Origin of the sequence: Corynebacterium sp. KPL1995 (assembly GCF_000477935.1) — a bacterium.
Taxonomy (GTDB): Bacteria; Actinomycetota; Actinomycetes; order Mycobacteriales; family Mycobacteriaceae; genus Corynebacterium; species Corynebacterium pseudodiphtheriticum.
The window spans coordinates 869,547-893,687 of sequence record NZ_KI515715.1 but is presented as its reverse complement, the minus strand read 5'-3'; the positions used below and the strand labels follow the sequence as shown (position 1 = coordinate 893,687).

Genomic DNA, 24,141 nt, shown 5'->3' with positions numbered 1-24,141 from the left:
TCCATCGTTATGCATATTATGCGGAATTTTTAAAGCTCTCCACAGCTTCATAAGCCACTACCAACATCTCACCTGATGTAGCGAAGATCACCCTGTAGCACTAAGCTAACCCCATGGAATCTGCAAATGCACTGAGCTTCTACGACGCTGCTAAATGGGTCTATCAACGCCGTGGCAAACTTTCCGGCGCTGCGGAAACGGAATCCTGGTGGCTTTTCGCACCCGCATCACCTGAGCCCGGCAAGGGACCGATCATGATCAACCGAAAAACCAATGAGCTCGAGCAATTCGGTTCGCTCCCGAAAGAGTGGAAGCCCCGGCTGGAAGCATTCAAAAAAGAAGGGCCCACCCCACTCTCCATTCCAGAAGAGTTTTATGGTGAGCCCGAAGATATATCTTTGTAATTCACTAGCGCTGTAGCGCTGCAATTCAACAGCGGCAAGTGCAGTACTGCCTTGCCACCATGGCTGCTAGCAACTAGCAAGCAAGCATTAATTCACGCAGCGGCGGTTAAGCAGTGGCGCCACCACCAGGCCTACAAATGCGCTCACTGCCAGTACCGCGAGCGCTACCCAAAGTCCCAGAATTGCACCGTCATTCGCGGTAGTGCTCAACGCTGTCGTCGCCCAATGTAACGGCAAGAAACCAGCCAGGGCCGACCATGCTTGAGAAATTTCCGCACTCGCAGCAGCCTGCCAGACCCATCCAACCGCAGCGACCTGTCCAATGCCCGCAATAGCTGCAATCACAAGGCCACTACGCAACCCAGCCAACTGCATCAGTACCGAAGTAAACCCGGCAGCTACCCAGGCACTCAATGCAGAAACACCGGCCGAAATCGCGATCGTAGCGATGCTTAGCCCGTCCCCCAACAGGCCGACAAGCACAGCGCCGCTAGCGGCAGCTAACAGACCACCGCTTAACTGCACAGCCCAACGAGTCGCAAAGAAGTTGCTCATCGCTGCCATCACTACGCCTGCCAACATAACTAGTGCTGCAACCAACATTGCCACCACTGGAGGCAAAACCCCGCGGGCTGGTTCTGCGTCGCCAGGTTCTGCCCCACTCGGGCCCGCTGGGATAGCGCGATTCACTGCATCAGCTTTTTGCTTGGTGCTTTGCGCCATAGCTTCCAGCCGTTCTGCACCACCATCAAATTCGTCTAGACCTGCCGTAGCTTCGTCAATCCGAGCTCGCAGTTCCTGTAAACCAGCAGACAAATTCTTGGAGCCATTCGTCAGCTCATACACGCCGTCGTGGAAACCATAACCAGGGACATTTAGTTGATTCGCCAGGTCCCTTGATCCGTTTTTCATAGCCAAAAGATCATCAGCAACTTCGCGTTGGAAGTTAAAGTTGTCGATTTGCTGACGCAGACTTCTCAGATCGCGCACTGCTTGTTCTGCTTCCGGCCCTTGCACACCGCGCAGCTCTTCAATCGCCCGGTCCGCAGCCTCTAGTAACTGCCCTTGTACCGCACCAAAGCCAACAACTTGATCCACTGCTTGCCCGACGCCGTCAGCCAGCTCATTAGCACCACGACCCAGCTGACCAGTACCCGCTTGTAGCTCCACCATGCCTTGGCGCAGTCGATCCGCGCCATCCGCAGCTTCGCCAACTGCACCCACCAATTCTTCAGTATTGCCGTCCACGCCTTCCAAACCAGAAAGCAGTTCGTCGATTGCACTGTACAAAATTCCCGCTTGGGAAGAAGCTTGTCCAGCGGCGCGACGGGCATCAATCAACTTACTGTTGTCCACCCCTGGGTTTTGCACGGCCGGAGCACCAGTTGGTTCTTCTGGCGCTGACCAACTGTCACTCGGGCTTAAAGAAGCTGCAGCGGCAATCACCGCACCAACTGCTAGCGGCAACACCACCGCTAGCAGCGCCACGATGCCACGCATGCGGGATCCCGGCACGCGTGGTTCACCGAACCGAGATTCCCCTAATCCCATCGATGCATGTGACGATGCACCATCTGGCGTGGCAGCTCGGTTATTCACCACTGACGAAGAATCGTTCATACGACGGCACTTTAGTGCTAAATCCGCAGCTTATGGGACAACGTTCTCGGCGAGTCACATAAACAACACCAATCACAAACACCAAAAGAGGCCGCACCGATTTATCGGTGCGGCCTCTTTGCCCTACAGGGTTGCTGGAAAGCACTGGGGCTGTGGTGCTGCTAGCCGGCACGCACATTGAATACCGGCAACAACCAGCAGCTACAAAGCCTGAGAAAATTAGTTCTTGTACTTCTCAGCAAACTTCTTGCGTACGGCTGCCCCCAAGTCCTCGTGAACGTTGTCCCAGTACTCGTAGACACGCTGCTCGACGCCCTCAGAAACACCAGCCATGGCGTTGGTGATGTTGTGCGCCAGGCGGTCCTTCTCTTCGTCGTTCATGACTTCTTCGTACAGCTTGCGTGGCTGGGTGAAGTCATCGTCCTGCTCGTGCTTGACGTATGCCGCACGAACCAAGTCGGTGCCGTGAGGATCAGGGTTGACGTAGTAATCAGAAGCCTGTCCGTAGCTGGTGTGGTTCGACGACGAAGTCTCGCCATCATCCAGGTAGCCAGCGCCCTTGTCGAAGCGGTTCGGCGTGTATACCGGCTGGTCTGGACCGTTAAAGTTGTACTGCATCGAGCCCTCGTGATTATAGGTATTCACAGGGTTGATTGGCTGGTTGATCGGCAGGTGACGGTAGTTGGTGCCGATGCGGTAACGGTGCTGATCCGCGTATGCGAATGCGCGGGCCTGCAGCATGCGGTCTGGCGACAGGCCTGTACCTGGAACGATATTGGATGGATCCAGGGCGATCTGCTCGATCTGTGCAAAGTGGTTACGAGGGTTACGGTTCAGCTCGAAGTAACCAACCTTCTGCAGTGGGTAATCCTCGTGGTACCAGACCTTAGTCAGATCGAATGGGTTGAACTTGTAGTTCTCTGCATCCTCGAACGGCATGATCTGTACGTAGACGTCCCAGCGTGGGTAGTCGCCATTCTCGATCGCGTTGAACAGATCCTCACGGTGGTAGTCAGCATTCTGACCTGCCATCTCGGCAGCTTCTTCGTCAGTGAAGCACTCCCAACCCTGTTGGGTCTTGAAGTGGTACTTCACCCAGAAAGCCTCGCCCTTGTCGTTAACCCACTGGAAGGTGTGGGAACCGAAGCCGTCCTGGTGACGGGAGGTCTTTGGTGTGCCGCGGTCACCCATCAGGTAGGTTACCTGGTGTGCGGACTCAGGGGTACGAGTCCAGAAATCCCACTGCATATCAGCGTCGCGCAAACCGGAAGCCCCGGTGCGCTTCTGGGAGTGAATGAAATCTGGGAACTTGATGCCGTCGCGAAGGAAGAATGTCGGGGTGTTGTTACCGACGATGTCAAAGTTGCCTTCTTCGGTCCAGAAACGCAGAGCGAATCCGTGGACGTCACGCCAGGTGTCAGGGGAGCCCTGCTCACCGGCAACGGTGGAGAAACGGATACCCATCGGGGTGACCTTGTTCGGCTGGAACAGGTCAGCCTTGGTGTATGCGGATACGTCTTCGGTGACATGGAATTCACCGAATGCTCCGTGGCCTTTAGCGTGAGGGTTGCGCTCTGGAACACGCTCACGGTTGAAGGACTGCAGCTTCTCAATCAACTGCAGGTCATTCAGTACATTTGGACCCTGTGGTCCAGCGGTGATGGAAATGTTTTCCGAGGCGATTGGCTGTCCACCCTGGCGAGTGGTGGTGCCTGGGGCGTCCTCCCGCTGGCCAAGATCCAGCTTGTCATCAATGTTCTTAGTCATGGAATGCTCACTCCTGTTGGGAATTAATTAGACACTCTTATGGGGATGAGGTCAATTGATAGTTTACTTGCATACATCAGAGTACGCAATCGCACTGGCACACCACAAACTCTGCTCAGGAATAAAAATCGGCGCTGGTAATCTCAGCTAAGTGAACGCACAACGACACTCTGCGAGCCGCGATGCACGCACCACCCAGCTGGCCCTGAAGGCCGGTCGTGGTGATCGCACAGCCCTGAGCGCGTTCGTGAAAGAAACCCATGACGACGTCTGGCGGTTTCTCGCTCACCTAGCCGGGCCCGAACTTGCCGACGACCTCACCCAAGACACTTATGTACGCGTAATGGGGGCACTCCCCCGGTTTGCCGGACGCTCCACTGCACGCACCTGGCTACTTTCACTCGCGCGTCGCGTGTGGATCGACAACATTCGTCACGAACGCGCCCGCCCCCGGAAGTCACATTCGGAACTAGAAGACTTAGACCCAGTACACGAAGATTCGTCGGTATGGAGCGAATGGATCGATGCCCGCACCATGATCGCTTCGCTACCCGACGAGCGTCGCGAAGCACTCGTTCTGACACAGATACTGGGTTATTCCTACGAAGAGGCAGCGGCAATCGCGGGGGTACGTATCGGGACAATTCGCTCTCGAGTAGCCCGGGCCCGGAAAGATATTCTCGCAGAATACGACAATTAATCACAGAAACTGTTATATTCCGTTAAAAGTTCATAGATTTTCGGACGCGCTTTCACAGCGTGATCACAGATTCGGAGTTGTTGTCTTCATGCTCAAACGATCGTTAGCCATCTCGATGGCGTTCGTCGGAACCCTCGCCGGTGCCGGTTTTGCATCCGGGCAGGAGGCCATGACGTATTTCGTAGCCTTCGGTAACTGGGGAATTGTCGGAGCATTACTCGGCTCCGTTGTCATGATCATTTGCGGTATCGCCATTTTGCAGCTCGGTAGCTATTACCAGGCACGCGAGCACACCGCGGTGATCGACCGCATCACTAACAGCCCAATCATCGCCAAGATCCTTGACTGGGGCACCATTGCGACCCTATTTTCTATCGGCTTTGTTATGTTCGCCGGTGGTGGCTCGAACCTGACGGAAGCCTGGGGCTGGCCGACCTGGATCGGTGCTGCCCTCATGTTGGTGCTGACCATCCTGGTTGGCTTGCTTGATGTGGAAAAAACCACCGCGGTGATCGGAATGATCACACCATTTTTGATCATCATGGTCTTGGGCACCGCGATCTACACTATAATCACGGTGGACCCGAACTGGGAAAACATTCAGCAGGCTTCTACCGAAGTCCAAACCACGCTACCCAACTGGTGGGTATCTGCCATCAACAACATCGCTTTCCAGGTGATCGTGGCAGTGTCCATGGCCATCGTTATCGGCGGTAGTTTCATGGATACCCGCGAAGCAGGCATTGGTGGAGCCATCGGCGGCGGAATTTTCCTTTCCTTGCTGCTCTTGCTGGTAATGAGCATGTACTTCACTGTCGAAACCACCAAAGATGCCGACATGCCAATGCTGGCGCTGATGATTAGCCTGCACCCGGTGCTGGGACACATCATGACCGTGGTTCTCTACGGCATGGTCTTTAACACCGCCATCGGTATGTTCTATGCGCTGGCTAAGCGTCTGACCCGTAATTCGCCAGAGAAATTCTTCCGCGTCTATGTGATTGCGTGTTTGGTCGGCTTCGTGCTTTCCTTCGTTGGCTTCCGCCAACTCGTCAGCTACGTCTACCCAGTACTGGGATACATCGGCATGTTGCTGATCATCGTCCTGATTTGGGCCTGGGTACGCAATTTCCGCACCATGCGCACCGAAGGCCAGCGCCGTCGTCGCGGCCGTGAATTGATGGCCCGCAAAGTGGATCCACGCGTGCGCTTTAGTAAGAAGCACGACCGCGAGCTCACCACCCTAGCTGCCCAATCCAATATGAATTCCGAGGAATTCTTAGAAAGCATCAAAGAAGAAATCGACGACGAGCTAGAAAACGATCCCGATGTGGATTATGACCGCACCACGCCAGCTGGCAGCGTAGTCTACGTCGAGCACACCAAACCGGAATAAGCTCCAGCGAGGCACCGTTCCAGGACGCCTCCCGCCCGCCCATACTGACTGCGGAAAGAGGTGCTGTTGCAACTTGGGGCGGGAGCCAAGAAAGCTCCGTTTTTATTGTGTGATCAACGCTATGTGCCTGTGTTGTCAGGCCGTCTCGAATACCCGGCTAACAATCACTGCATCCGGATTCGGGTGACCATAGGCAAACATCGTGCCCTGCCCCTTCCGCAATGAGTGCATCGCTTCCATCCCTTTCAACGTCCGGTAGGCAGACGTTTGGTTTTTGAATGCTCCTTTCGGCCCCAGGATCCGCTTTAACCGGCCATGATCGCCTTCAATGACGTTGTTGAGGTATTTCACCCGACGATGCTCGACCGTCGATGGACAGACGCCTTCCGCCTTCAGCTCAGAGATTGCCCTGGCGAGTGAGGGGGCCTTGTCGGTGCTGATCACCCGCGGATAGCCTGCCGATTTATTCGACCGCAGCGTCTTCGCCAGGAAACGCTTCGCTGCCGCGACGTTGCGTTTTGGTGAGAGGTAGAAGTCCAGGGTCTGGCCACCTGCGGTGATTGCCCGATAGAGGTAGCACCACTTTCCCCCGACCCGGATATAGGTCTCATCCACCCGCCAGGACCTGGCCTGCCAGTCAGGAACTTGCCGATACCACCGGGTCTTCTTATCCAGCTCAGGAGCATATTTCTGCACCCAGCGGTAGATCGTGGTGTGATCGACCGGCACTCCCCGCTCGGTCATCATCTCTTCGAGGTCGCGATAGCTCACGCCGTAGCGGCAGTACCACCGCACCGCCCACAGGATGATTTCACGAGGGAACTGCCGACCGGAGAAGATGCCCATGGACCTGATTATTCCACGCCGGTCTTCCTACTGCCCCAACTTTGCAACAGCACCCTTTTCGGGGTTGTGTACTCGCATCGATTGCTGTCGCCGCAGGCCTTGCAGTGCCTATGGCTGCTGTTGAAGCTAGCGAATATCCTGATTCGTTCATTGGACTTGGAACAATGGTCACCTATATTTACTCTGCGTTTGCTCTCTTCTTTCTCAATCTTTTGGTTGCATTTGTCATGGAATTAAAAAAGGTTCGCACGTACGGTAATCAGGTTCCACTAATTAAGAATGGCCCCATTCACAAGTAGTCTGGCAGCTCGGGGAATATTTCGGGCCAGTGTTTTGTGCTGACTGCGTATAGTTCTAGTCCTTCTGATGTGGATGCAGCCCTACCCCGCTAAGCTGGTACGGAATATGAAGATCTTATTGCTGTGCTGGCGCGATTCCACCCACCCGCAAGGTGGCGGTTCCGAGCTGTATTTGGAGCGGGTAGGGGAATACCTTGCGCGAGCAGGGCATGAGGTGATTTACCGATCCGCGGCGCACACTGATATGCCACGGCGTTCGGTGCGCGATGGCGTGCGTTATTCACGCAGCGGCGGGAAGTTCACGGTGTATCCGAAAGCACTGTTGGGCATACTCGTCGGCAAGCTGGGGCTGGGCACGTTGGCGAACCTTGATGTGGTCGTCGATACGCAAAATGGAATTCCTTTTTTTGCGCGCTTGGTGTTTCGCCCAACGGTGCTGCTCACGCACCACTGGCACAAGGAACAATGGCCGGTTGCTGGGCCGGTGCTGGCGCGGGTTGGTTGGTTGTTGGAATCGAAAATCGCGCCGAAGGTGTACCGGGGCGCGCCCTATGTGACTGTTTCGCAGGCCTCCAAGGAGGATTTACAGTCCCTCGGGGTGCCGGATGCTGCGATCATTGAAAACGGTGTGGATGAGGTGCCCGCGCTCATACCGCGCTTGGAGCGTCGTGGGGTGCACATTGTCACGCTGTCGCGGCTGGTTCCGCATAAACAAATCGAGCACGCCATCGATGCGCTAGCTGGGTTGGACGGAGCGGCTGAGCTTGCCGACGACGTCGTGCTGGATGTCATCGGTTCGGGCTGGTGGGAAGACAAATTGCGGGCCTACGCGGCGGCGTCTGGGGTGGGCGAGCGCGTGTTTTTTCATGGGCAAGTCACCGACGACTACAAGCACGCATTATTGGAGCGTGCCGAAGTGCATGTGATGCCGTCGCGGAAAGAAGGCTGGGGTTTAGCCGTCGTCGAAGCAGGTAAGCATGCCGTCCCGACAGTCGGTTATAGCTTTGGCCTGCGTGATTCCGTCGGGCACGGGCGCACTGGATTGCTCGCTGATACTCCAGAGGAACTGGCGGTACAGCTGCAAAAAATTCTTGACGACGACTCCTTGCGTGCACAGCTCGGTGCGGGTGCGAGGAAATTCGCGGAACAGTTTTCGTGGGAAAAGACTGGTCAGCGCTTTGCCGCTTTATTGGAAGATGTAGTCGCTGCAGATTCTCGGCGCGGTTGATGGGGTTTGTCGCTGCTGGGTTTTGTCTCTGATGGGGTTTGCCGAAGTGGCGTAGACGAGGTCGGCTGTGTTCTGGAAAGGTAGGCTATGCTTTATGAATTCCTCGGAGATGAACGCGACAGCTGAAGAGAAGCTAGTGAACAATACCGCGAAGCCAGAGAAGTCGGAAAAGCCAAAGAAAAAACGGCAAGTACGGGAAGCCACCGTCACGGGGCGTACTCAGTTATCCCGCACGATGGTGCGCCTCAGTTTTTCTTGCCCAAGCTTGGCCGGAGGCGAATTTCCGTTCACTGACCACTATGTCAAGCTGCTTTTTGCGCCAGCAGGGGCTGACTATAGTTGGCCGTTTGACGTAGAAGAGGTAAAGAAAACCCAGCCGAGGGAGCACCAGCCGGTGCGCCGGACCTACACTTTCCGCCGAATTGATCCGGCCACAGGAGATTTTGAGATCGATTTTGTGGTGCATGGCGAGCACGGCGTTGCCGGGGTGTGGGCGCAGAACGCGGAGATCGGTGAACGCATCGGTTTTCTGGGGCCTGGTGGCAAGTGGCACCCAAGCGATGACTACGAACATTTTGTCTTGGCTGGTGATGAAGCCGCAGCACCTGCGATTGCCGCCGCGTTGGAAAACCTGCCGGACAACACCACTGCTGATGTGTACCTGGAGATCGCCGATGCAGAGTGCACCGTGCCCATGCCGGAACCTGCTGGCGCCAACCTACATTGGGTGCTGCGGGATGGGCGCATGCCAGGAACTGCTTTGGTTTCTGCTATCCGTGAGGCCGGTTACCCAGCGAAGCGAACCAGCTGGTTTGTCCATGGTGTTGCCGAAATGATCAAAGACGTCCGAAAGTTTTTGTACGTGGACGGCAATGTCGCGAAAGAGGACACTTCCATTTCTGGGTATTGGCGCTTGCGCATGACCGAAGATGAATGGCAGGCATCCAAGATGGAGTTCAATCAAAGCGTCGAAGACGAAGAACGCGCGCTACGCAGTCAACGGAAATAGCTTTGCTGCGTTGCGCGGCTGACCCAAAAGTTGACTGACCATGATGCTGCTGAGCTTGAGGAGTTTGATAATTTCTATGGTCTTGACTTTTGCTGGGATTTGATAATCATTACAGCGGCGAAAACAACGTAGGCGATTAATGCACCAGCAGTGCCAAAGCTAAGGAATGCAATTGCAGAACTTGAAAAGTTCTCCCGGACTACAAAGCCTAAGGCTGACAGAGCTCCGGCAGCTATCGCAATGGAATTAACAGCGGTTGGAATCGTTGTTCTGTAATGATGAATCTGCCAGGCGGTGAGCGCTGTCCCAAAAAGCAGGCCAACAAGCACAATTGCGTTGTCTTGCATGTAGATAGCCCATAGAGACGAAGAGACCGCTAACATCCCCAGCGATATATAAGTCATCCAGTGGCAGCAATAATGACCAATGTTGCGACAAAAACCGGGTGAAACAATAGCTGGTTTCATAATTTTCTCCTTGAGTTTTGTCAACCTTCCCGAGGGGGTCGCAGGTTCCGGTAGAAGTGATGATGCCATGCTGGACGTGCCGCTCGGTTGAGCAATTTTTGGGCATAGTCCAGCTTTTCCATCTACTCAGACGGAACAAAACCCGGGGTACTGCAGGGTGCCAATTGCACCAACCGGTAACGCTGTTTCGGGCTCCGCTGCGGGGCTGTAGTGCTCACAAGATTTTCGGTTAATAACTGGCGGAGACTACGGCGGATAGTTTCTGCGGTCACATCCGCAGCGTCGGCTAGTTCTTTGGTGCTGGCAGAATCATGCGCGCGCAAGTAATCCACAATCGCCTCGCGTGTGGAGCTATTTGCCGCGGGCTTAGAGTGCGCTATGGAATGCGCATGAGCTGAGGATTCCGCGTGTTTTGTGAGCGTTGTGTGTTCTGTCTCGCCGCGCTTATAAAACAGCAAAGCGAAGCGTGTAAGACTGTTCCGAACTTCCGGTGGCGGCAGGAGGTCGCGGTGCAATTTATCTAAAATCTCTTGGTAGCCGGAGCCGCGATTTTCGGCCACGAAGCCGTCGTCAAGATACGGCGTGGATTCTAAAATGCGTGATAGTGCAAGATTCCGTGAACTCGAAATGCCATCCGTTCCCAAAGTATCGACAGTGACAGCGCCGTACAGTCCACCTGGATTACGGACCTCCAAGCGGTCGGCGAACAAATCTACTTGGACCTGTGTGCCACGAGCTTCCGGTGAATAATCGCGGTGCATGACAGCATTGGTAATGGCTTCTCGTACCGCAACCGGCGGGAAATCAAAAAGATCATACCGAAATGCCCCGCGCATGATAGCGCCCCGGGGCGAGGCCGCCTGCACCTTGCGGGTAGCCTCTTCGATCAACAGCGGTATCGGCCCTTCAATGGTCAATGTATCCGTGTAGCGGATTCCGGATGCGTCGCTGGCCTTAGTTATGCCACGATAATGGGTGAAGGTAATCGATAGCTGTGGAAAAAATTGCTGTGGGTAGGTTCCAAGAGCAAGCAAGCCAGCCAGGGTTGGGCGAACCGTGCCAACAGAATCAGTGGCTATGATGTTGAGCCGGTGCATGGCCTGCAACGTACTTGCTTTGCCGAAAATTCGTGGGTGTATTTCTTTCTCGCGCGCAATGATGCGGTTTGTGAGCTCGTCGTCAAGATCATCCAGGCTTGCGCGGTGCACAATCTCCAAATCCCACGACGGCTGATGAGATTGTTCCAATAGCCGGTCAATTTCATAACGCTGCAACAAGTGGTCGCCATCAGCGGTACGAATATATGATCCACGGTACATTCCCTTATTCGTGACATACGCGGGTTTGTCGTAGTCTGCAATAGCTGGAATTTGTGCGACGACAATGGAATGACCGTCGATAGGGATAGTCTCGATGAATAACGGACGAATTGCCGGATAGACCTTGGTGGCGGCCGTATTTTGTAGGCCGTCGGTGATGGCCTGGGCATCGAATTTTTCCGAGGTAGTGAAATTATTGTTCTCGTCGAGCCCAAGGATGAGTAAACCGCCATTGCCATTAGCGAATGCGGAAATAGTTTCCGGTAACTCTTTGGGCAAGCCCCCGAATGCAGCTTTAACTTCGACGTCTTGTGTGTCTGTTCCGAGTGCTCGTAGTGATGCGATTTTTTCGTGAATAGCGTTGATGTCGATCATGAAACAACCCCCTTAAGTGTGATTCATGATAAACATACTACACATACGACACTATGTCTTGTGTTCAGTGGCGTATGTTCTGCGCCGCCTGTCGTATGTCCTATGTTGTATGTAGGTGTCGTATGTCGGTTGCTCATTTATGCTTCCCGCGGGGCAGCATCGACGGCGGCAGGGGCGCGTACAGTCAAAGCCGCAATGGCGGTGGTGAGTGGAACCGCCAAGACCAGGGCAATCGCGCCGGTCACCGAACGCAGAATTTCCGTAGCCATGATGTCACTGCTGAGAATTTGCCCCAGCGGACGACCAGAAATACTCAGCAGCAAAAGCGTCGGCAAGGCCACACCCGTATAGCTTAAAACCAGCGTGTATACCATCGACGCAATATGGTCACGGCCGACGCGCATGGCACCAGCGAACAAGCGTAGAGGTTTCGCGCCGGGTTCCAGTTCACGCATTTCGTTGACGGTGGAGGCCTGCGCGATGGTGACGTCGTTCAGAACACCGAGCGCACCAATGATCATGCCTGCGAGCATCAACCCGGAAATGCTGACTCCCGGCAGGTAGATCAGGATATTCAAGTTGTTTTCATCGCCCAGGCCGCGGATGCCGGCGGTGGCCACCGCAAGCGTCGACAAGCCTACGGATAGGCACAATGCCAACAGTGTGCCGCCCATGGCACTAGCGGTTTTCCAGCTGAAACCATGTACCAAAAACAGCACCAAGAACAGCACCGCGGCGCCGCAGGTGAGGGCGAGCAGAATAGCGGAACCACCGTGGATGAGCCCGGGAATAAGAAACGCCGCGATCACAGCCAGGGTGATGACCAGGCCGAATACCGCGCGTAGGCCGCGCCAGGCGCCAACCGCGATGATCAGGATGACCGCTGCTGCCAGCCAGAGCCACATAGTGGTGCTGCGTTGGAAATCTTGAAAACCATAGCTGCCGGCGTCGTGCTTGGAAAGAGCGATCTTGTCGCCCTCTTCCAATTGCGGATTGCCTGGGATTTCTGGGTGAATCTCCAGCAGCGTGCGTTGACCTTCATGCTCGCCGGAAGTTAGGTCGATAATCGCGTGGGTGCAATCGTTGGATGCAGCAGGGTTCGTCTGTGGTGACGTTTCGAAGACCTGGCCATTCGACGGGGAGCCGCACATACCGGGCTGGACGATGGCGACGGTGCCGTCGACAAGCTCACCGGAAAGTGAGGACGTCTGTTCGAATTGTTCGCTGACTGGGGGTTCTTCGTTGGGCGGCCATTGGATGATAAACCCAATGATGGTCGCCGCAGCCGCGAGGATGAGCCCGGCTGCGAGTACGCGCTGAGGCCACGTCCAGGTTTTGATGGCGCTGAGGCTGCGACCGGATGGCTGATGTTCGGGTTGCGCCGATTGTTGGCCCGGCCGTGTGGTCTCCGTTGTTTGCGGGGCGGGCGCTGCTTGGTTGGCGGACTGTTTTTGCTGTGCAAGCAGCGATTGTGCGGACTGCGACGAACTAGTGCGGTGATGGCGACCCATGGGCTAAGAATATCGCCTGCGTGCAGTGTTGCCTAAAAATCTGGTGGCAGAGCGTTGGTTCAGTGCATGTTTCCGTGGTCTCGTGATGCCGTGAGGTTAGACCACAGCGGTGGCGATGTGGTAGGTTTGTCTGCAGGATCTCGCGTGGCGTTCATCCTCTCAACTCCCCCAGGGCAGGAATGCAGCAAGGGTACGGAGGCTCTGGCGGGTGCGCGGGGTCCGTTTTTGTTACCTGCTTTGTAAGGGTTGGGTTATGCGGGTTATGGGGATATGCGACAAAGTCGGGTTAAACGACAAGGGTTAAACGACAAGGGTTAACCGGCAAAGTCGTGCACCCGAGTAGTAACGAGAGAAAATAAATGAAAACCGTGTTTAGAACGCTGCTGGCTCTCGGAGTCATTTCCGAAATCGCAGTGGTGACCCTCTCGGTGACGTTGCCGTCACTCTCTGGCTGGTGGGTATTAGCCCCTATCTCCGTCATCGCCGTAGCTTTCATGCTGTTGTTTGTTGGGATGGCTATGGACCGGCGGAAGAAAGGATCTTGGTCGGTTTCACTCTCTCAAACTGCCGGACGTTTCGGGGTTTCTAGACTGGCACTGGCTTTGCTGGTTTCGGAGATCAGTTCGCTGTGGTCGCTCACCAAAATTTTTATACGTCCCTCTTCCCCTGCCGGTGTCGACGCTCACCCCGGGTACAAGAACCTACGAACCGTGGTTACCTTAATCGTCGCTCTAGTCATCGTTGAAATCATTGTCATACACCTGGCTGTGCCAAGCCAATTTTGGCGCCTTCTGCTGCTGGTGGTGAGCATCTACGCACTCTTATTATTAATCGGGTTTTACACTTCTATTAAGGTCAATCCGCATCTTCTCACACCGCGGGGCTTAAAAATTCGACGTGGCCACAGATTCGTGTGTGAGATTCCATGGGAAAACCTGGCACGGGCGCAAAAGGCTGGTCCCGGGCAGGGCGGTGACATCATTATCAATGAAGACGGAGAAGTTAGGCTCCCAGTTCTGAGCGAAGTTAACGTCAGACTTGAGATGGAGCCACCGGTCTCGGCGGAAGACCTGCACAAAGGACGGGTCGATGTGACTGCAGTCGAAATTTACTGCGACGACAGAAATTCTTTCCTTGATTCGGTTGCTGAGGCGTGGCGGTCACGCACTATGTGAGAACTTAACGCAAGAGCTCACGATCACTGTTGGGGGTTAAACGACAAAACGAAGTGCGGACATTCCGCCGTCGTGGTGGTTGGTGATTGCGGCCAGCCCATCACAATCAACCAGTCGAAATGATCCGGAGCTGGCAGCCCATCACCTTCATATACACGTGAGTAGGACAGCTCATGGCCACGAGCTTGCGCCCATTGCGCATAAGCCCCGGGGGCCTCAAGGCCTCGTGCACGACGAAGTGAATGCGGCTATTGGGGCGATTGTCCATATTCGAATCCTCTCCTCGCCTGCACTATAGCTGGAAGCAGGTACAAGGTGAGGCGGAATAGCAGGATTGCTGCAAGCGGCTCGTTCAGCGAGGGATACATTTCAATTTCTTTCCACTCGCCACCGAAGTCGTATTCGGTGCCGTCTGCCAGGCGAACCTTGCCAGTGCCCTCCAGGTCGGTGCCTTTGTTTAGCTGCTCCACGATGTACTGGGTGGACTCGCGGGTGGTGCGGGCACAGTCGTCGTGGTCGACCCAGGCAGCGTAAGTCTCGAGCATTGCAAACTCCGGGGAGTGCGACTTATCTACGCCCTCGTTGCGGAAGTTGCGGTTGATCTCGAAGACGCGATCTATGCCGCCGACCACAGCGCGCTTGAGGAATAGCTCTGGAGCAATGCGCAGGTACAGGTCGATATCCAGATCGTTGTAGCGCTATCGCACGCGCGTTTCTTCGTTCATTTCAGCGAAGGCCACGGGTAGCGGGCGCAGGGACTTCGCGGCTATGACCCACTCGCTGGCCATCACGGATAGCTCGCCCCGGAGGGAGGCAATAACGCGACCGGTCACCCCGATGAAGTCACCGAGGTCGACATCTTGGGTTTCTTCGCCTGTGGCGAGGTAAGTGATGCCCTCATTCTCCGCCGACGTAGCTTCCGCTTCGCCGTCATCTTTCCGCACAGCCCAACGTGCGCGAACCTCGGACAGGGAGCGGGTCCGCGGCACTTCTACTGGGTAGGCATCCTCCCGGATTCGAGAATCCGCTGACGCTTGTCGCGCCGGATGCGAAGCTGTTCTGGAACGTTGAAAGCTGGGGTTTTCGATGCGTCAGTCACGGGTCATAAGTCTTGCGCACCTTAAATCAACCAGTCATTAGGGCTAAACAGCTCGAAGTGGATTCCCTTCGGTGCCAGCGCATCGGCGTTTTCGGCCAGCTGGTCGCGCTGGTTCTGCAGGAAGTTGCTGCCACCACAGAGGTACCAGCGGGCGCCCTGCGGGATCAGCCCCTCTTCGGCCAGTGCCTTCAGATCGACCGATTCTCCATTGTCGCGGTAGCGGGCGATATGGCGGGCTTCGCCCTTATCGGCCAGGCCGACAACGTGGGAGTCCGTGATGTCGCGTTGAGCGTAGGAGTCTGGGGTGGCGTCCGCATGAATAACGGTGACGGCGGGTACCGCGCTGGAGGCAGAGCGGGCAACCAGTGCGGCCAGCATGCCGGTCATTGGGGTCGAACCGATTCCCTGAGAGACGAGCACCGCGGGCGCGTCGTCTTCCTGCAGCACCAGGTCGCCAGCCGGAAGTGTGGCTTGCACCTTCCCGTCGATTTCCACCTCATCCATGAGGAAGGAGCTGACCTCACCATCGCGCTGCACGGCGATGGTGAAGCTTTCCGCAGTGGTGCCGACGATCGAGTATTGGCGCAGCTGGCGAGCACCATCTGGGAGCTGTACACCGACGGAAACATACTGGCCAGGTAGCGCATCACTGAAGTCCACACCACTGAAGGTGAACTCCACGACATTGTCGGAAAGCTGCTTTTTCTCCTGCAGGGTCACGGTACGGAAGACGTCGCCGTCGGCCACGTCGGCGGAGCGGTAGAGGTTGCGTTCGAAGTCGATGAGGACCTTGGCCATTAGCCAGTAGACCTCATCCCAGGCAGCGGCGACCTCGGGGGTGACTACGTCCTCACCCAGCACTTCAACAATCGCGGCGAACAGGTTGTCGTGCACGATCTGGTACTGGGCCTCGGTGATACCGAGAGAGACGTGCTTGTGGCCGATGCGAGAGAGCATGTCGCGCGGGTCCGGGGCATCCGGGGTGACCAGCATGGAGGCGAAGGTAGCAATCGAGGCGGCCAAGGCTTTCTGCTGCTCGCCGGAGCGCTGGTTGCCGCGATTAAACAGGTCCGAAATCAGTTCCGGATGCTTGCCGAACATGGTGCGGTAAAAGACGGGAGCGATGTCTTCGATTGCACCGCCGACGATGGGCAGGGTCGCCTTGACGATCTCTTCGTTTTCGGGGGTCAGGGCGATGTCGGTCGTCTGTGGCTGAGTTGAGATATACATGGTGTTTGCTTCGAACTCCTTATGCCGTCACGCCAGAGCTCTGCTGAGTGCGCGGTAAGCCCAGAGCCTGTCGTGTTGGGTTTTCTCCGAATGGCGCGGGCGCGGTATTCGCGATCAAGTCGCCAATTGTGTCTCCATCCAGCTCCGCAAAGAAGGCTTCACGGGCGGCAGCAAGGCGGCTCCGGAGAGCACAGTCGCGCGAGGCCAGAGGGCAGTTTTGGCCCCCTTCGCAATCCACGACTTCGCCGGGGCCTTCCAATTGGCGCAGGATTTTTCCCACGCTTGCTTGGCGGGTGTCATCCGCCAGATACACTCCACCGTTTCTGCCCCGCACGGCAGCTACCCATCCCAGTTCAACCAAGCGGGCGTTTACCTTTGCCACGTGGTTGGTTGATCCGTTGATGCGCGTCGCGAGATCAGAGATCGTCACTCTCTGTCCTGGCTGCAGATCCCCTAAAACCATGAGGGTCCGCAAGCCCAGATCTGCGAACGTGGTCAAGTGCATAATTCCACCCTAAGCGTCAATCAATAAAAGATCTATCTCAGATGCATCTTTTATTGTGGTTTGTAGCCAACGCAACATTTCCGCATTTTTTCAGAGTCAATGCGACGTTTTTTAATGCCCTAACCACCGCCGGCACTACCCCTCATCCCCTAACGGGCTATCCCATTACGTTGTTAGCAGTTCCACATCAGGGCCCCGAAGGTTCATAGCCTGTCCACCCGATTAGGCGAGCTATATTTATGTTCGTTCACACGGTGCTGTTGCAAAGTTGGGGCAGTAGGAAGACCGGCGTGGAATAATCAGGTCCATGGGCATCTTCTCCGGTCGGCAGTTCCCTCGTGAAATCATCCTGTGGGCGGTGCGGTGGTACTGCCGCTACGGCGTGAGCTATCGCGACCTCGAAGAGATGATGACCGAGCGGGGAGTGCCGGTCGATCACACCACGATCTACCGCTGGGTGCAGAAATATGCTCCTGAGCTGGATAAGAAGACCCGGTGGTATCGGCAAGTTCCTGACTGGCAGGCCAGGTCCTGGCGGGTGGATGAGACCTATATCCGGGTCGGGGGAAAGTGGTGCTACCTCTATCGGGCAATCACCGCAGGTGGCCAGACCCTGGACTTCTACCTCTCACCAAAACGCAACGTCGCGGCAGCGAAGCGTTTCCTGGCGAAGACGCTGCGGTCGAATAAATCGGCAGGCTATCCGCGGGTGATCAGCACCGACAAGGCCCCCTCACTCGCCAGGGCAATCTCTGAGCTGAAGGCGGAAGGCGTCTGTCCATCGACGGTCGAGCATCGTCGGGTGAAATACCTCAACAACGTCATTGAAGGCGATCATGGCCGGTTAAAGCGGATCCTGGGGCCGAAAGGAGCATTCAAAAACCAAACGTCTGCCTACCGGACGTTGAAAGGGATGGAAGCGATGCACTCATTGCGGAAGGGGCAGGGCACGATGTTTGCCTATGGTCACCCGAATCCGGATGCAGTGATTGTTAGCCGGGTATTCGAGACGGCCTGACAACACAGGCACATAGCGTTGATCACACAATAAAAACGGAGCTTTCTTGGCTCCCGCCCCAAGTTGCAACAGCACCTTTAAATGGATATAATTAGACCCATGTTGATTTCAGGTACCGCTTTCTTGCGGTTGCGCACCAACCGCTAAGGCGGTTTCCTACCCCGTAGGTTAAAAACCGCTCCGGTCCTTTAGCCGGGCGGCTATTTGTCATGCCCGGCTCCCTTTCAAATCCAAGGAGCACACCTGATGTCTGCATACGGACACGGCCGTCACGAGCATGGCCAAAATTTTCTCACCAACCACAAGATCATCAACTCCATCATCGACCTTGTGAAACAAACCTCCGGCCCCATCATTGAGATCGGACCAGGAAGCGGTGCCCTCACTCACCCGATGGCCCACTTGGGGAGGGCGATAACGGCAGTTGAAGTGGACGCAAAACTAGCTGCCAAAATCACACAAGAAACCTCCTCGGCGGCGGTCGAAGTGGTCCATGATGATTTCCTTAACTTCCGGTTACCCGCCACTCCCTGCGTCATTGTGGGAAACATTCCCTTTCACCTCACCACTGCCATTCTTCGAAAGTTGCTGCATGCGCCAGCATGGACTGACGCTGTACTCCTCATGCAGTGGGAAGTCGCTCGCCGCCGGGCCGGGGTAGGCGCAAGCACGATGATGACGGCTCAGTGGTCCCCATGGTTCACATTTCACCTGGGTTCTCGGGTACCAAGGCCTGCTTTCCGGCCACAGCCAAACGTTGACGGGGGGATCTTAGTGATCCGCCGGGTGGGTGACCCGAAGATTCCGATAGAGCAGCGCAAAGCCTTTCAGGCGATGGTGCACACCGTTTTCACTGCCCGGGGACGCGGGATAGGGGAAATTCTCCGAAGGGCAGGGTTGTTTTCATCACGTTCAGAAACACAATCATGGTTGCGCTCGCGAGGAATCGACCCCGCGACCCTACCTCCCAGATTGCACACCAACGACTGGATCGATCTCTTCCAGGTGACTGGTTCCTCTCTACCTCACCATCGACCCATTTCACCATCGGGAAGTAGTCAACGACCTCCTCAACGGAAAAACCGAAGCCGGCGGCGTTAATCCCCACCAAAACCGAAATCCACCAGTAGTACTAAAAGGGCTCTTCCGGTTTTAGAGTGCATTGATTAGTTCGCCGGGGGTTCGGGCGTGGCACAAGATATTGGGGTCCTTGGCTTTGTAGGAAAAAGGTATCTAATCCATCCGTACAAAACTAAGGACCTACTGTGCAGCCTAACGGAAATGTCATCGTCGATACCATCTGCCGCACCGCAAAACTAGGAACTACTATCACCGGTGCCACAGAAAACGGTGACGTCACTGTTATTGAAGCCGAACCCGTCGAGCCGATCAATGAATGCCCTACCTGCGGGCAGCCTGGAGTATTCCGCGACCACGTCATCCGCAGCCTGGTCGATCTGCCCATCGTCGGCCACCCAACAACTTCATGTGCGCCTTCCACGCTACCGGTGCACCAACAAGCGTTGCTTGCAGAAGATCTTCCGTGCTGGCCTTGCCTGCACGCCCGACAATTCAAAGACCACGGACCAGGTGACCCACTGGATCCTGCAACGACTCTGCCTAAATCGGATGAGCGTTGCCGCTGCACCCAAGTCATTAGGCCTGGGGTGGGATATGAAGTGTCCCAGGTTTTGTTCCGTTTGATGAAACCCGTTTTTGAAACAACGTACGGAGCACAACGCACGCCGATGCCAAAGCTTCCGCAACATCGACTACCTCATCAAACCCACGACAGTGGGATTCACACCCTCAATCCCCACGCGTGCAATCTTCGCACCTCAAAGATTGAAAAATGAAAGAAACCGGAGGTAACATACCCTTTCGAGTTTGTTACTTCCGGTGGTGCAGTTTGTTCAACTGCTCATGGTGTGCTGTTCACATCCCATGGTCACACGGTAATTCTTGTGTACAGCTCCCGAGCAGCACTTATGTAATCTCCCGAGAATAAATTCCGCCTCAACTAGGCCAAAAAGTCGATGAAAGACCGTGCTATAAGTGGCCTCAGCAAGCAAACTTTTTTACTTTTGCCCTCCCGTTGACGGCAGAAGAAACTCGCCCTGCCGAAGCAGGACGAGTGTTAGTACATGCGTGCTAAATAGTTTCCAGACCTTTTAGGTTCGAGGTGGAGCCTTTACCGGGGTACGACCAAGGTCTTCTTCAATCATGCGCAGGCGCTTTTTCATCGAATCCTCCGATGGCCGCCGCCTAGCGTATGAATCCTGAATAGCCCGATTTGTTGCAGCTATCCACAGAGCAATGGTGATATAGAGCATTGGCTCTCGCCGAACGCCGCGCCTCAGGTTATCCATACCTGTGACGTAGTGGGATTTCATAATGGAAAACCGTTGTTCAGTAATGGCACGTGCGGATTCGTAGTAGACGGTGTGCTCCCACGAGCCTGGCACTAGCCCCCACTGGGCCCGTTTCCACTGCTCAGGCGTGTAGGTTTGAGTAATACTCGAGCTTGAGCAGCACCGGTACCGTGTGGCATCCCAGGACGGTGCAACAGTAGGGGCTCCATTTTCGGCAGAAACCATGGAAGCCGGCTTAAGCGGGCATTTCACCCTGCCTTGGACGGCGGGACAAACCAGATCGATTTTCACCGGAAGATCACCTTCAACTTCTTGTTTACTGGGTCTACCGCGGGTCGCCCGTTTACGATACGGACGCGAATTCGTGCCCATCAGCAGTGGAAATAGGGCTTCCATCTGTGCATCATGCTGTTCGAAACCGTCCGGTTCGTCGAGAAGATCCACAGTACGGCGGGTGATTTTCCCGTCACCTGCCAGGTGACGGGCCATGGGGCAGTAGAAATCGCCTGCGATCTGGACTGGGCCGCTCGACATGTCAGTCGTTCCTGGCGCATCTGAGGCCATGATGGTGCGCCACGAGATTGGATACCGCACAATAGGCGCGTACCCCGCATCGAGTACAACATCAGAAAACTGACGTTTGACGTTGTAGCCCATGTCCACGGTGAGAAAAGGGATCCGACCGCGTTTCGTGCGCTGGTCAAAGCCATTTTCTTGGTGGAAGCGAAGAGCAAGCTCCAAGCTCATCACCGACCCGGAGCTTGGTTTGTCGATTGATATGGCGGTGATCACCGACGGTATGCCATAGACCGCCTGGGGTGGCCCGACCCGACTGACTGCAGTCACACCGAGGCCTACACCGCCTTTGGTGATGCGTCGGCTTCCGGCCTCGGCATGCAGGGAGTGGTCCTCGCGATCGCGGATGTAGAAGGCGCCGGAGTATGCTGCACCGCGTTGCTTATCGTCGCGGCTGCCCAGCCCTTGGGATTGACCAGCCAAATCGATGATCGTCTCATCCGCAACCACGTCGCCCTTGTATCCCGACGGGGACGGGTCATCGATAGACCCAGCTACGATGGCATTAACAACTTGGTGGAGGCGCTCACTGGCGACCACTGAGGCCTGCTGCTGCTCCTCGGTCCGCGCAGCCATCGTTTGACGATGAGCTCCGTTTTTGTCTCGGCGGGCACGGATATCCGGTAGAGAATCCAGCGGTTCCAGATATCTGGTCAGCCACATGGCGAATGCGCGGTAGGTTCCTTCCCCACTATATCCGTGCAGGTCAAGACCCAGTCGCTGCTGAGTGTCGCTATCCAGATCCCAGAGGGTACGCCAGATCTCTGCCATGGACGGCGCACGTTGAGTACCAATCAGCGCTAGTCCTATCGTTAAGACGGCAAAGATGGAGTAGCGTGGGCCAGTTGCCGTGCGCCCACCGATTCCTTTTGCCTGCCGTCGATAAAAATCGATGAACGTATGTGCTCCAGATTTGTCGATCACTTGTGCGCATTCCTCCAGGTAGGTGCGCGAAAAGGTCAACTTTTGTTCCTGTAGTGCGATCGTCATACCTCTGCAGCCTCCTTGGTCCGCAGCAGCGCATGCGCGATATCCGCGGACGAATAGTCCGGCAGCGATTCATCCAGGTCGTGCAGAATCCGTAAATCCGCGATGCCAGCGAGCTTAAGCAGCATTGCTGCGGGTATAGCCGGATCTGTGGCCAAATCGACCACCCAACGATTTCGCAATGCGGCCGCATTAAAACGCGGAAAACCCTGCTCATCCAACCTATCTGCAACATGACAAATTGCGTTGCGTGGCATGGTCTGCCCCACACAGGGAAAGACGAACCCACCGCCAGCCTCTTGGGCGCGGGTGAGCAGACGGTGCCCACGAATAGGGCACACGACCGGCACCACCCGACTAACCACGCCCTTTTTGCGTACCGCAACAACGACGACGGTTCTTTCCTGAAGTTCTAGCGCAGTGATATCGGTTCCGCGGAGACGTCGGATTTCTCCTGCCGACAAACCCGCTCCGGTGGTGAGATCCAAAATCACGAGCAGCTGCTGGCGCAAAGAGCCGCTCAGCGAGGGCACGATGGCGTACAGCTCATCTGCCAGTGGCTCGGAAGCTGGCGCGACAGCCTTCCGACGCGGACCGCGTGAGCGGTGCGGCTCTGGAAATTGGTTCGGATACAGTGCCCTACCTGCGGCGTACAGTATAGTGCGATAGGTGCGCTGTGCTCGACGATTGAAAACGTCATCTCTAAAAAGCCATCGATCGACAGCCTCCCTGACCAAGGCTCGCTCCTCATCGACCACACCATATACCAGCCCCTCGTCGTACAGATACCGCGCTAACACGCGGCACGCTTTCGCATCGGCGACCTCATCAAGCTCGCGCGTATGGGCCTGGACCAGCGCGGCCCTCTCGATTGCCTGCGAACGCAACGGGCCTACAGGACGCCGGATCCCCACATCCCGAAGTCGGGCATACCGATCTGCATCAGGGACGGTCCGGCGGGTCAAGCGTCGCACACGCTCAGGTGCTATATCTCCGGCCACCACCGTCAACGTCGCCGTACCACCAGCTCGACCACTCTTGGTTGGTTCGGAGCTTGGTGCTGCTGCTAAGGCCTTAAAACGCCCCATGATCGCACCCCGATTCCACGACGACGGGAGCACTGGAAAATTCGCGATTGCAAAACGCATTTAGGCATGACAAGATTGAGCCATCTCCTTCACATAGGTAGAACGTGTTGAATGGATATACTCACGAAAATTTCGACAAAAATTTTCGTGACCGCAGGGCACGATCTTGCAGGATCGGGCCCTGAATTTGTTTTCGGATTTGTCCGATAAGCAGTCTTAGGTCACAGATGCACCCCCTGCACCCTGACTATCATCACCACGGAAGCGACCTGCTTCGGAAAGCCACTGCGTCATCACATGCGACATGGAGCACCCGCGCTTCGCTGACTCAGTAGAAAGCTTCGCCACGAATGGCGCAGGCAAGCGTAATTCGACGCGCACAATCGCGTCGTCGGGCACTACCCGATGGGCCTTACGGCCAAAATGCGCTGACGGAATTTCCATCAACCCTCCTTCACACAGCTACCGACTCGCGACACGGGTGTGCCACGAGAACACAGACAAACGCCTGCGCCAGCCAGAAAAAATCCTGGTCAGTAGTGACATTAAAGTCACTTCAAATCAGTAACCCTGTGTGGGTTGTGTACCTTCACGTCAAAGCGTGGCCCGTCATGGGCTTTTATAGATTACCGGCTCCAACCGGTACAAAACAAATCATTCAATTACCTGCGCATTTGTCTGAGTTTCCACCACCGATCAACTTCACCCGCGTCATCTTGAGGCAGGTTTGCCATACCGCATGTAGAGTTCTGTGGGCAGAAGCTTCCTCACGTGGCCGACTACCTAGAGGAATCACTCGATGAGCTGTTAGCTTTTACTACCGCACCGAAACCGGTATGGACCAAGACCTGGTCCAATAACCCCACCGAACGGCTCAACCGAGAAATCCGACGTCGCACCGACGTCGTCGGGATCTTCCCACACCGTGAAGCCGTCATCCGGCCGGTCGGGGCCGTCCTTGCGAAACAACACGATGAGTGGATCCAGCAAAAACGCTACATATCGCTAACAAGCCTGACCCAGACCAAGAAGATCATCGCTGCCAACCTCGTCGACGACACTCCCACCGACGACAAGGAGATCGCCGCCTAATGCTTACCCAACCCCGCCCCCGAAACTAACCACATACTCGAAAGCCAGATACACCACT

20 protein-coding genes, 1 other RNA gene and 3 pseudogenes are annotated in these 24,141 nt (G+C 55.8%); 12 read left to right on the top strand and 12 right to left on the bottom strand.

What is annotated here, in order from left to right:
- The first annotated feature begins 113 nt into the window (after positions 1-113).
- Positions 114-404 carry a hypothetical protein gene (locus HMPREF1292_RS03945; RefSeq protein ID WP_023018841.1) on the top strand — a complete coding sequence of 97 codons (291 nt, stop codon included), beginning with the start codon at positions 114-116 and terminating at the stop codon, positions 402-404.
- An 87-nt stretch (positions 405-491) separates the two neighbouring features.
- On the opposite strand, the gene HMPREF1292_RS03940 is transcribed toward HMPREF1292_RS03945, so the two are convergent.
- On the bottom strand, positions 492-2,024 hold the full coding sequence (locus HMPREF1292_RS03940) for a hypothetical protein (RefSeq protein WP_023018840.1): 1,533 nt from the start codon (positions 2,022-2,024) through the stop codon (positions 492-494).
- Between the two features lie 219 nt (positions 2,025-2,243).
- Positions 2,244-3,791: a catalase gene (locus HMPREF1292_RS03935; protein ID WP_023018839.1), complete on the bottom strand. Its 1,548-nt coding sequence runs from the start codon at positions 3,789-3,791 to the stop codon at positions 2,244-2,246.
- Between the two features lie 151 nt (positions 3,792-3,942).
- On the opposite strand from HMPREF1292_RS03935, the gene HMPREF1292_RS03930 reads away from it, so the two are divergent.
- Both HMPREF1292_RS03930 and HMPREF1292_RS03925 read left to right on the top strand, forming a co-directional pair.
- Positions 3,943-4,491: an RNA polymerase sigma factor gene (locus HMPREF1292_RS03930; RefSeq protein WP_021353529.1), complete on the top strand. Its 549-nt coding sequence runs from the start codon at positions 3,943-3,945 to the stop codon at positions 4,489-4,491.
- A gap of 88 nt (positions 4,492-4,579) precedes the next feature.
- Entirely contained in the window at positions 4,580-5,887 is a 1,308-nt protein-coding gene (locus HMPREF1292_RS03925; protein ID WP_021353528.1) for a hypothetical protein, read from the top strand.
- Positions 5,888-6,022: 135 nt separating this feature from the next.
- On the opposite strand, the gene HMPREF1292_RS03920 is transcribed toward HMPREF1292_RS03925, so the two are convergent.
- Positions 6,023-6,733 (bottom strand): IS6-like element IS1628 family transposase, encoded by a 711-nt coding sequence (locus HMPREF1292_RS03920; protein WP_011069225.1) that lies wholly within the window; start codon positions 6,731-6,733, stop codon positions 6,023-6,025.
- A 405-nt stretch (positions 6,734-7,138) separates the two neighbouring features.
- On the opposite strand from HMPREF1292_RS03920, the gene HMPREF1292_RS03910 reads away from it, so the two are divergent.
- Entirely contained in the window at positions 7,139-8,260 is a 1,122-nt protein-coding gene (locus tag HMPREF1292_RS03910) for a glycosyltransferase family 4 protein (RefSeq protein WP_034645076.1), read from the top strand.
- Positions 8,261-8,354: 94 nt separating this feature from the next.
- Positions 8,355-9,269 (top strand): siderophore-interacting protein, encoded by a 915-nt coding sequence (locus tag HMPREF1292_RS03905; protein ID WP_023018837.1) that lies wholly within the window; start codon positions 8,355-8,357, stop codon positions 9,267-9,269.
- Between the two features lie 74 nt (positions 9,270-9,343).
- On the opposite strand, the gene HMPREF1292_RS03900 is transcribed toward HMPREF1292_RS03905, so the two are convergent.
- The 3 genes from HMPREF1292_RS03900 to HMPREF1292_RS03890 form a co-directional block, all read right to left on the bottom strand.
- Positions 9,344-9,736, bottom strand: a complete 393-nt coding sequence (locus HMPREF1292_RS03900) for a hypothetical protein (protein ID WP_023018836.1) — start codon at positions 9,734-9,736, stop codon at positions 9,344-9,346.
- Between the two features lie 122 nt (positions 9,737-9,858).
- Positions 9,859-11,430, bottom strand: coding sequence for an ATP-binding protein (locus HMPREF1292_RS03895; RefSeq protein WP_023018835.1), 1,572 nt, complete (start codon positions 11,428-11,430; stop codon positions 9,859-9,861).
- Positions 11,431-11,567: 137 nt separating this feature from the next.
- On the bottom strand, positions 11,568-12,941 hold the full coding sequence (locus HMPREF1292_RS03890) for a YibE/F family protein (RefSeq protein ID WP_023018834.1): 1,374 nt from the start codon (positions 12,939-12,941) through the stop codon (positions 11,568-11,570).
- A 132-nt stretch (positions 12,942-13,073) separates the two neighbouring features.
- Between HMPREF1292_RS03890 and ffs the strand changes: the two genes are divergently transcribed.
- Positions 13,074-13,168: signal recognition particle sRNA small type (gene ffs / locus HMPREF1292_RS10745), an RNA gene on the top strand.
- A gap of 132 nt (positions 13,169-13,300) precedes the next feature.
- Positions 13,301-14,116 carry a hypothetical protein gene (locus tag HMPREF1292_RS03885; RefSeq protein WP_023018832.1) on the top strand — a complete coding sequence of 272 codons (816 nt, stop codon included), beginning with the start codon at positions 13,301-13,303 and terminating at the stop codon, positions 14,114-14,116.
- A 338-nt stretch (positions 14,117-14,454) separates the two neighbouring features.
- Here HMPREF1292_RS03885 and HMPREF1292_RS10740 read toward each other — a convergent pair.
- From HMPREF1292_RS10740 to HMPREF1292_RS03870, 3 genes and pseudogenes are all read right to left on the bottom strand, one after another.
- A pseudogene (locus HMPREF1292_RS10740) lies at positions 14,455-15,215 on the bottom strand (amino acid--tRNA ligase-related protein); the annotation flags it as partial.
- Between the two features lie 21 nt (positions 15,216-15,236).
- Positions 15,237-16,445: a globin domain-containing protein gene (locus tag HMPREF1292_RS03875; protein WP_021353505.1), complete on the bottom strand. Its 1,209-nt coding sequence runs from the start codon at positions 16,443-16,445 to the stop codon at positions 15,237-15,239.
- 19 nt (positions 16,446-16,464) lie between these two features.
- A complete protein-coding gene (locus HMPREF1292_RS03870) occupies positions 16,465-16,950 on the bottom strand; it encodes an Rrf2 family transcriptional regulator (protein WP_023018828.1) in 486 nt (161 codons plus the stop codon).
- A gap of 307 nt (positions 16,951-17,257) precedes the next feature.
- Here HMPREF1292_RS03870 and HMPREF1292_RS03865 point away from each other — a divergent pair, with 307 nt between their 5' ends.
- From HMPREF1292_RS03865 to HMPREF1292_RS11230, 4 genes and pseudogenes are all read left to right on the top strand, one after another.
- On the top strand, positions 17,258-17,968 hold the full coding sequence (locus tag HMPREF1292_RS03865; RefSeq protein ID WP_011069225.1) for an IS6-like element IS1628 family transposase: 711 nt from the start codon (positions 17,258-17,260) through the stop codon (positions 17,966-17,968).
- A gap of 81 nt (positions 17,969-18,049) precedes the next feature.
- Positions 18,050-18,115 carry an erythromycin resistance leader peptide gene (locus tag HMPREF1292_RS11550; RefSeq protein WP_071569110.1) on the top strand — a complete coding sequence of 22 codons (66 nt, stop codon included), beginning with the start codon at positions 18,050-18,052 and terminating at the stop codon, positions 18,113-18,115.
- A gap of 99 nt (positions 18,116-18,214) precedes the next feature.
- Positions 18,215-19,069 carry a 23S ribosomal RNA methyltransferase Erm gene (erm, locus tag HMPREF1292_RS03860; protein WP_016459102.1) on the top strand — a complete coding sequence of 285 codons (855 nt, stop codon included), beginning with the start codon at positions 18,215-18,217 and terminating at the stop codon, positions 19,067-19,069.
- A 164-nt stretch (positions 19,070-19,233) separates the two neighbouring features.
- Positions 19,234-19,651, top strand: a pseudogene (locus tag HMPREF1292_RS11230) (transposase family protein); the annotation flags it as partial.
- Between the two features lie 488 nt (positions 19,652-20,139).
- Here HMPREF1292_RS11230 and HMPREF1292_RS03850 read toward each other — a convergent pair.
- The 3 genes from HMPREF1292_RS03850 to HMPREF1292_RS03840 all read right to left on the bottom strand — a co-directional run bounded on the left by HMPREF1292_RS03850 (position 20,140) and on the right by HMPREF1292_RS03840 (position 23,435).
- Positions 20,140-21,906 (bottom strand): hypothetical protein, encoded by a 1,767-nt coding sequence (locus HMPREF1292_RS03850; protein WP_023018826.1) that lies wholly within the window; start codon positions 21,904-21,906, stop codon positions 20,140-20,142.
- Entirely contained in the window at positions 21,903-23,051 is a 1,149-nt protein-coding gene (locus HMPREF1292_RS03845) for a hypothetical protein (RefSeq protein WP_018121661.1), read from the bottom strand. Before HMPREF1292_RS03845 ends, HMPREF1292_RS03850 begins: the two co-directional genes overlap by 4 nt.
- A 156-nt stretch (positions 23,052-23,207) precedes the next feature.
- The gene (locus HMPREF1292_RS03840) at positions 23,208-23,435 is read right to left on the bottom strand and encodes a hypothetical protein (protein ID WP_018121660.1); all 228 of its coding nucleotides are present in this window, start codon (positions 23,433-23,435) and stop codon (positions 23,208-23,210) included.
- A gap of 315 nt (positions 23,436-23,750) precedes the next feature.
- Here HMPREF1292_RS03840 and HMPREF1292_RS03835 point away from each other — a divergent pair.
- Positions 23,751-24,083: pseudogene (locus tag HMPREF1292_RS03835) on the top strand (transposase); the annotation flags it as partial.
- Positions 24,084-24,141 lie beyond the last annotated feature (58 nt).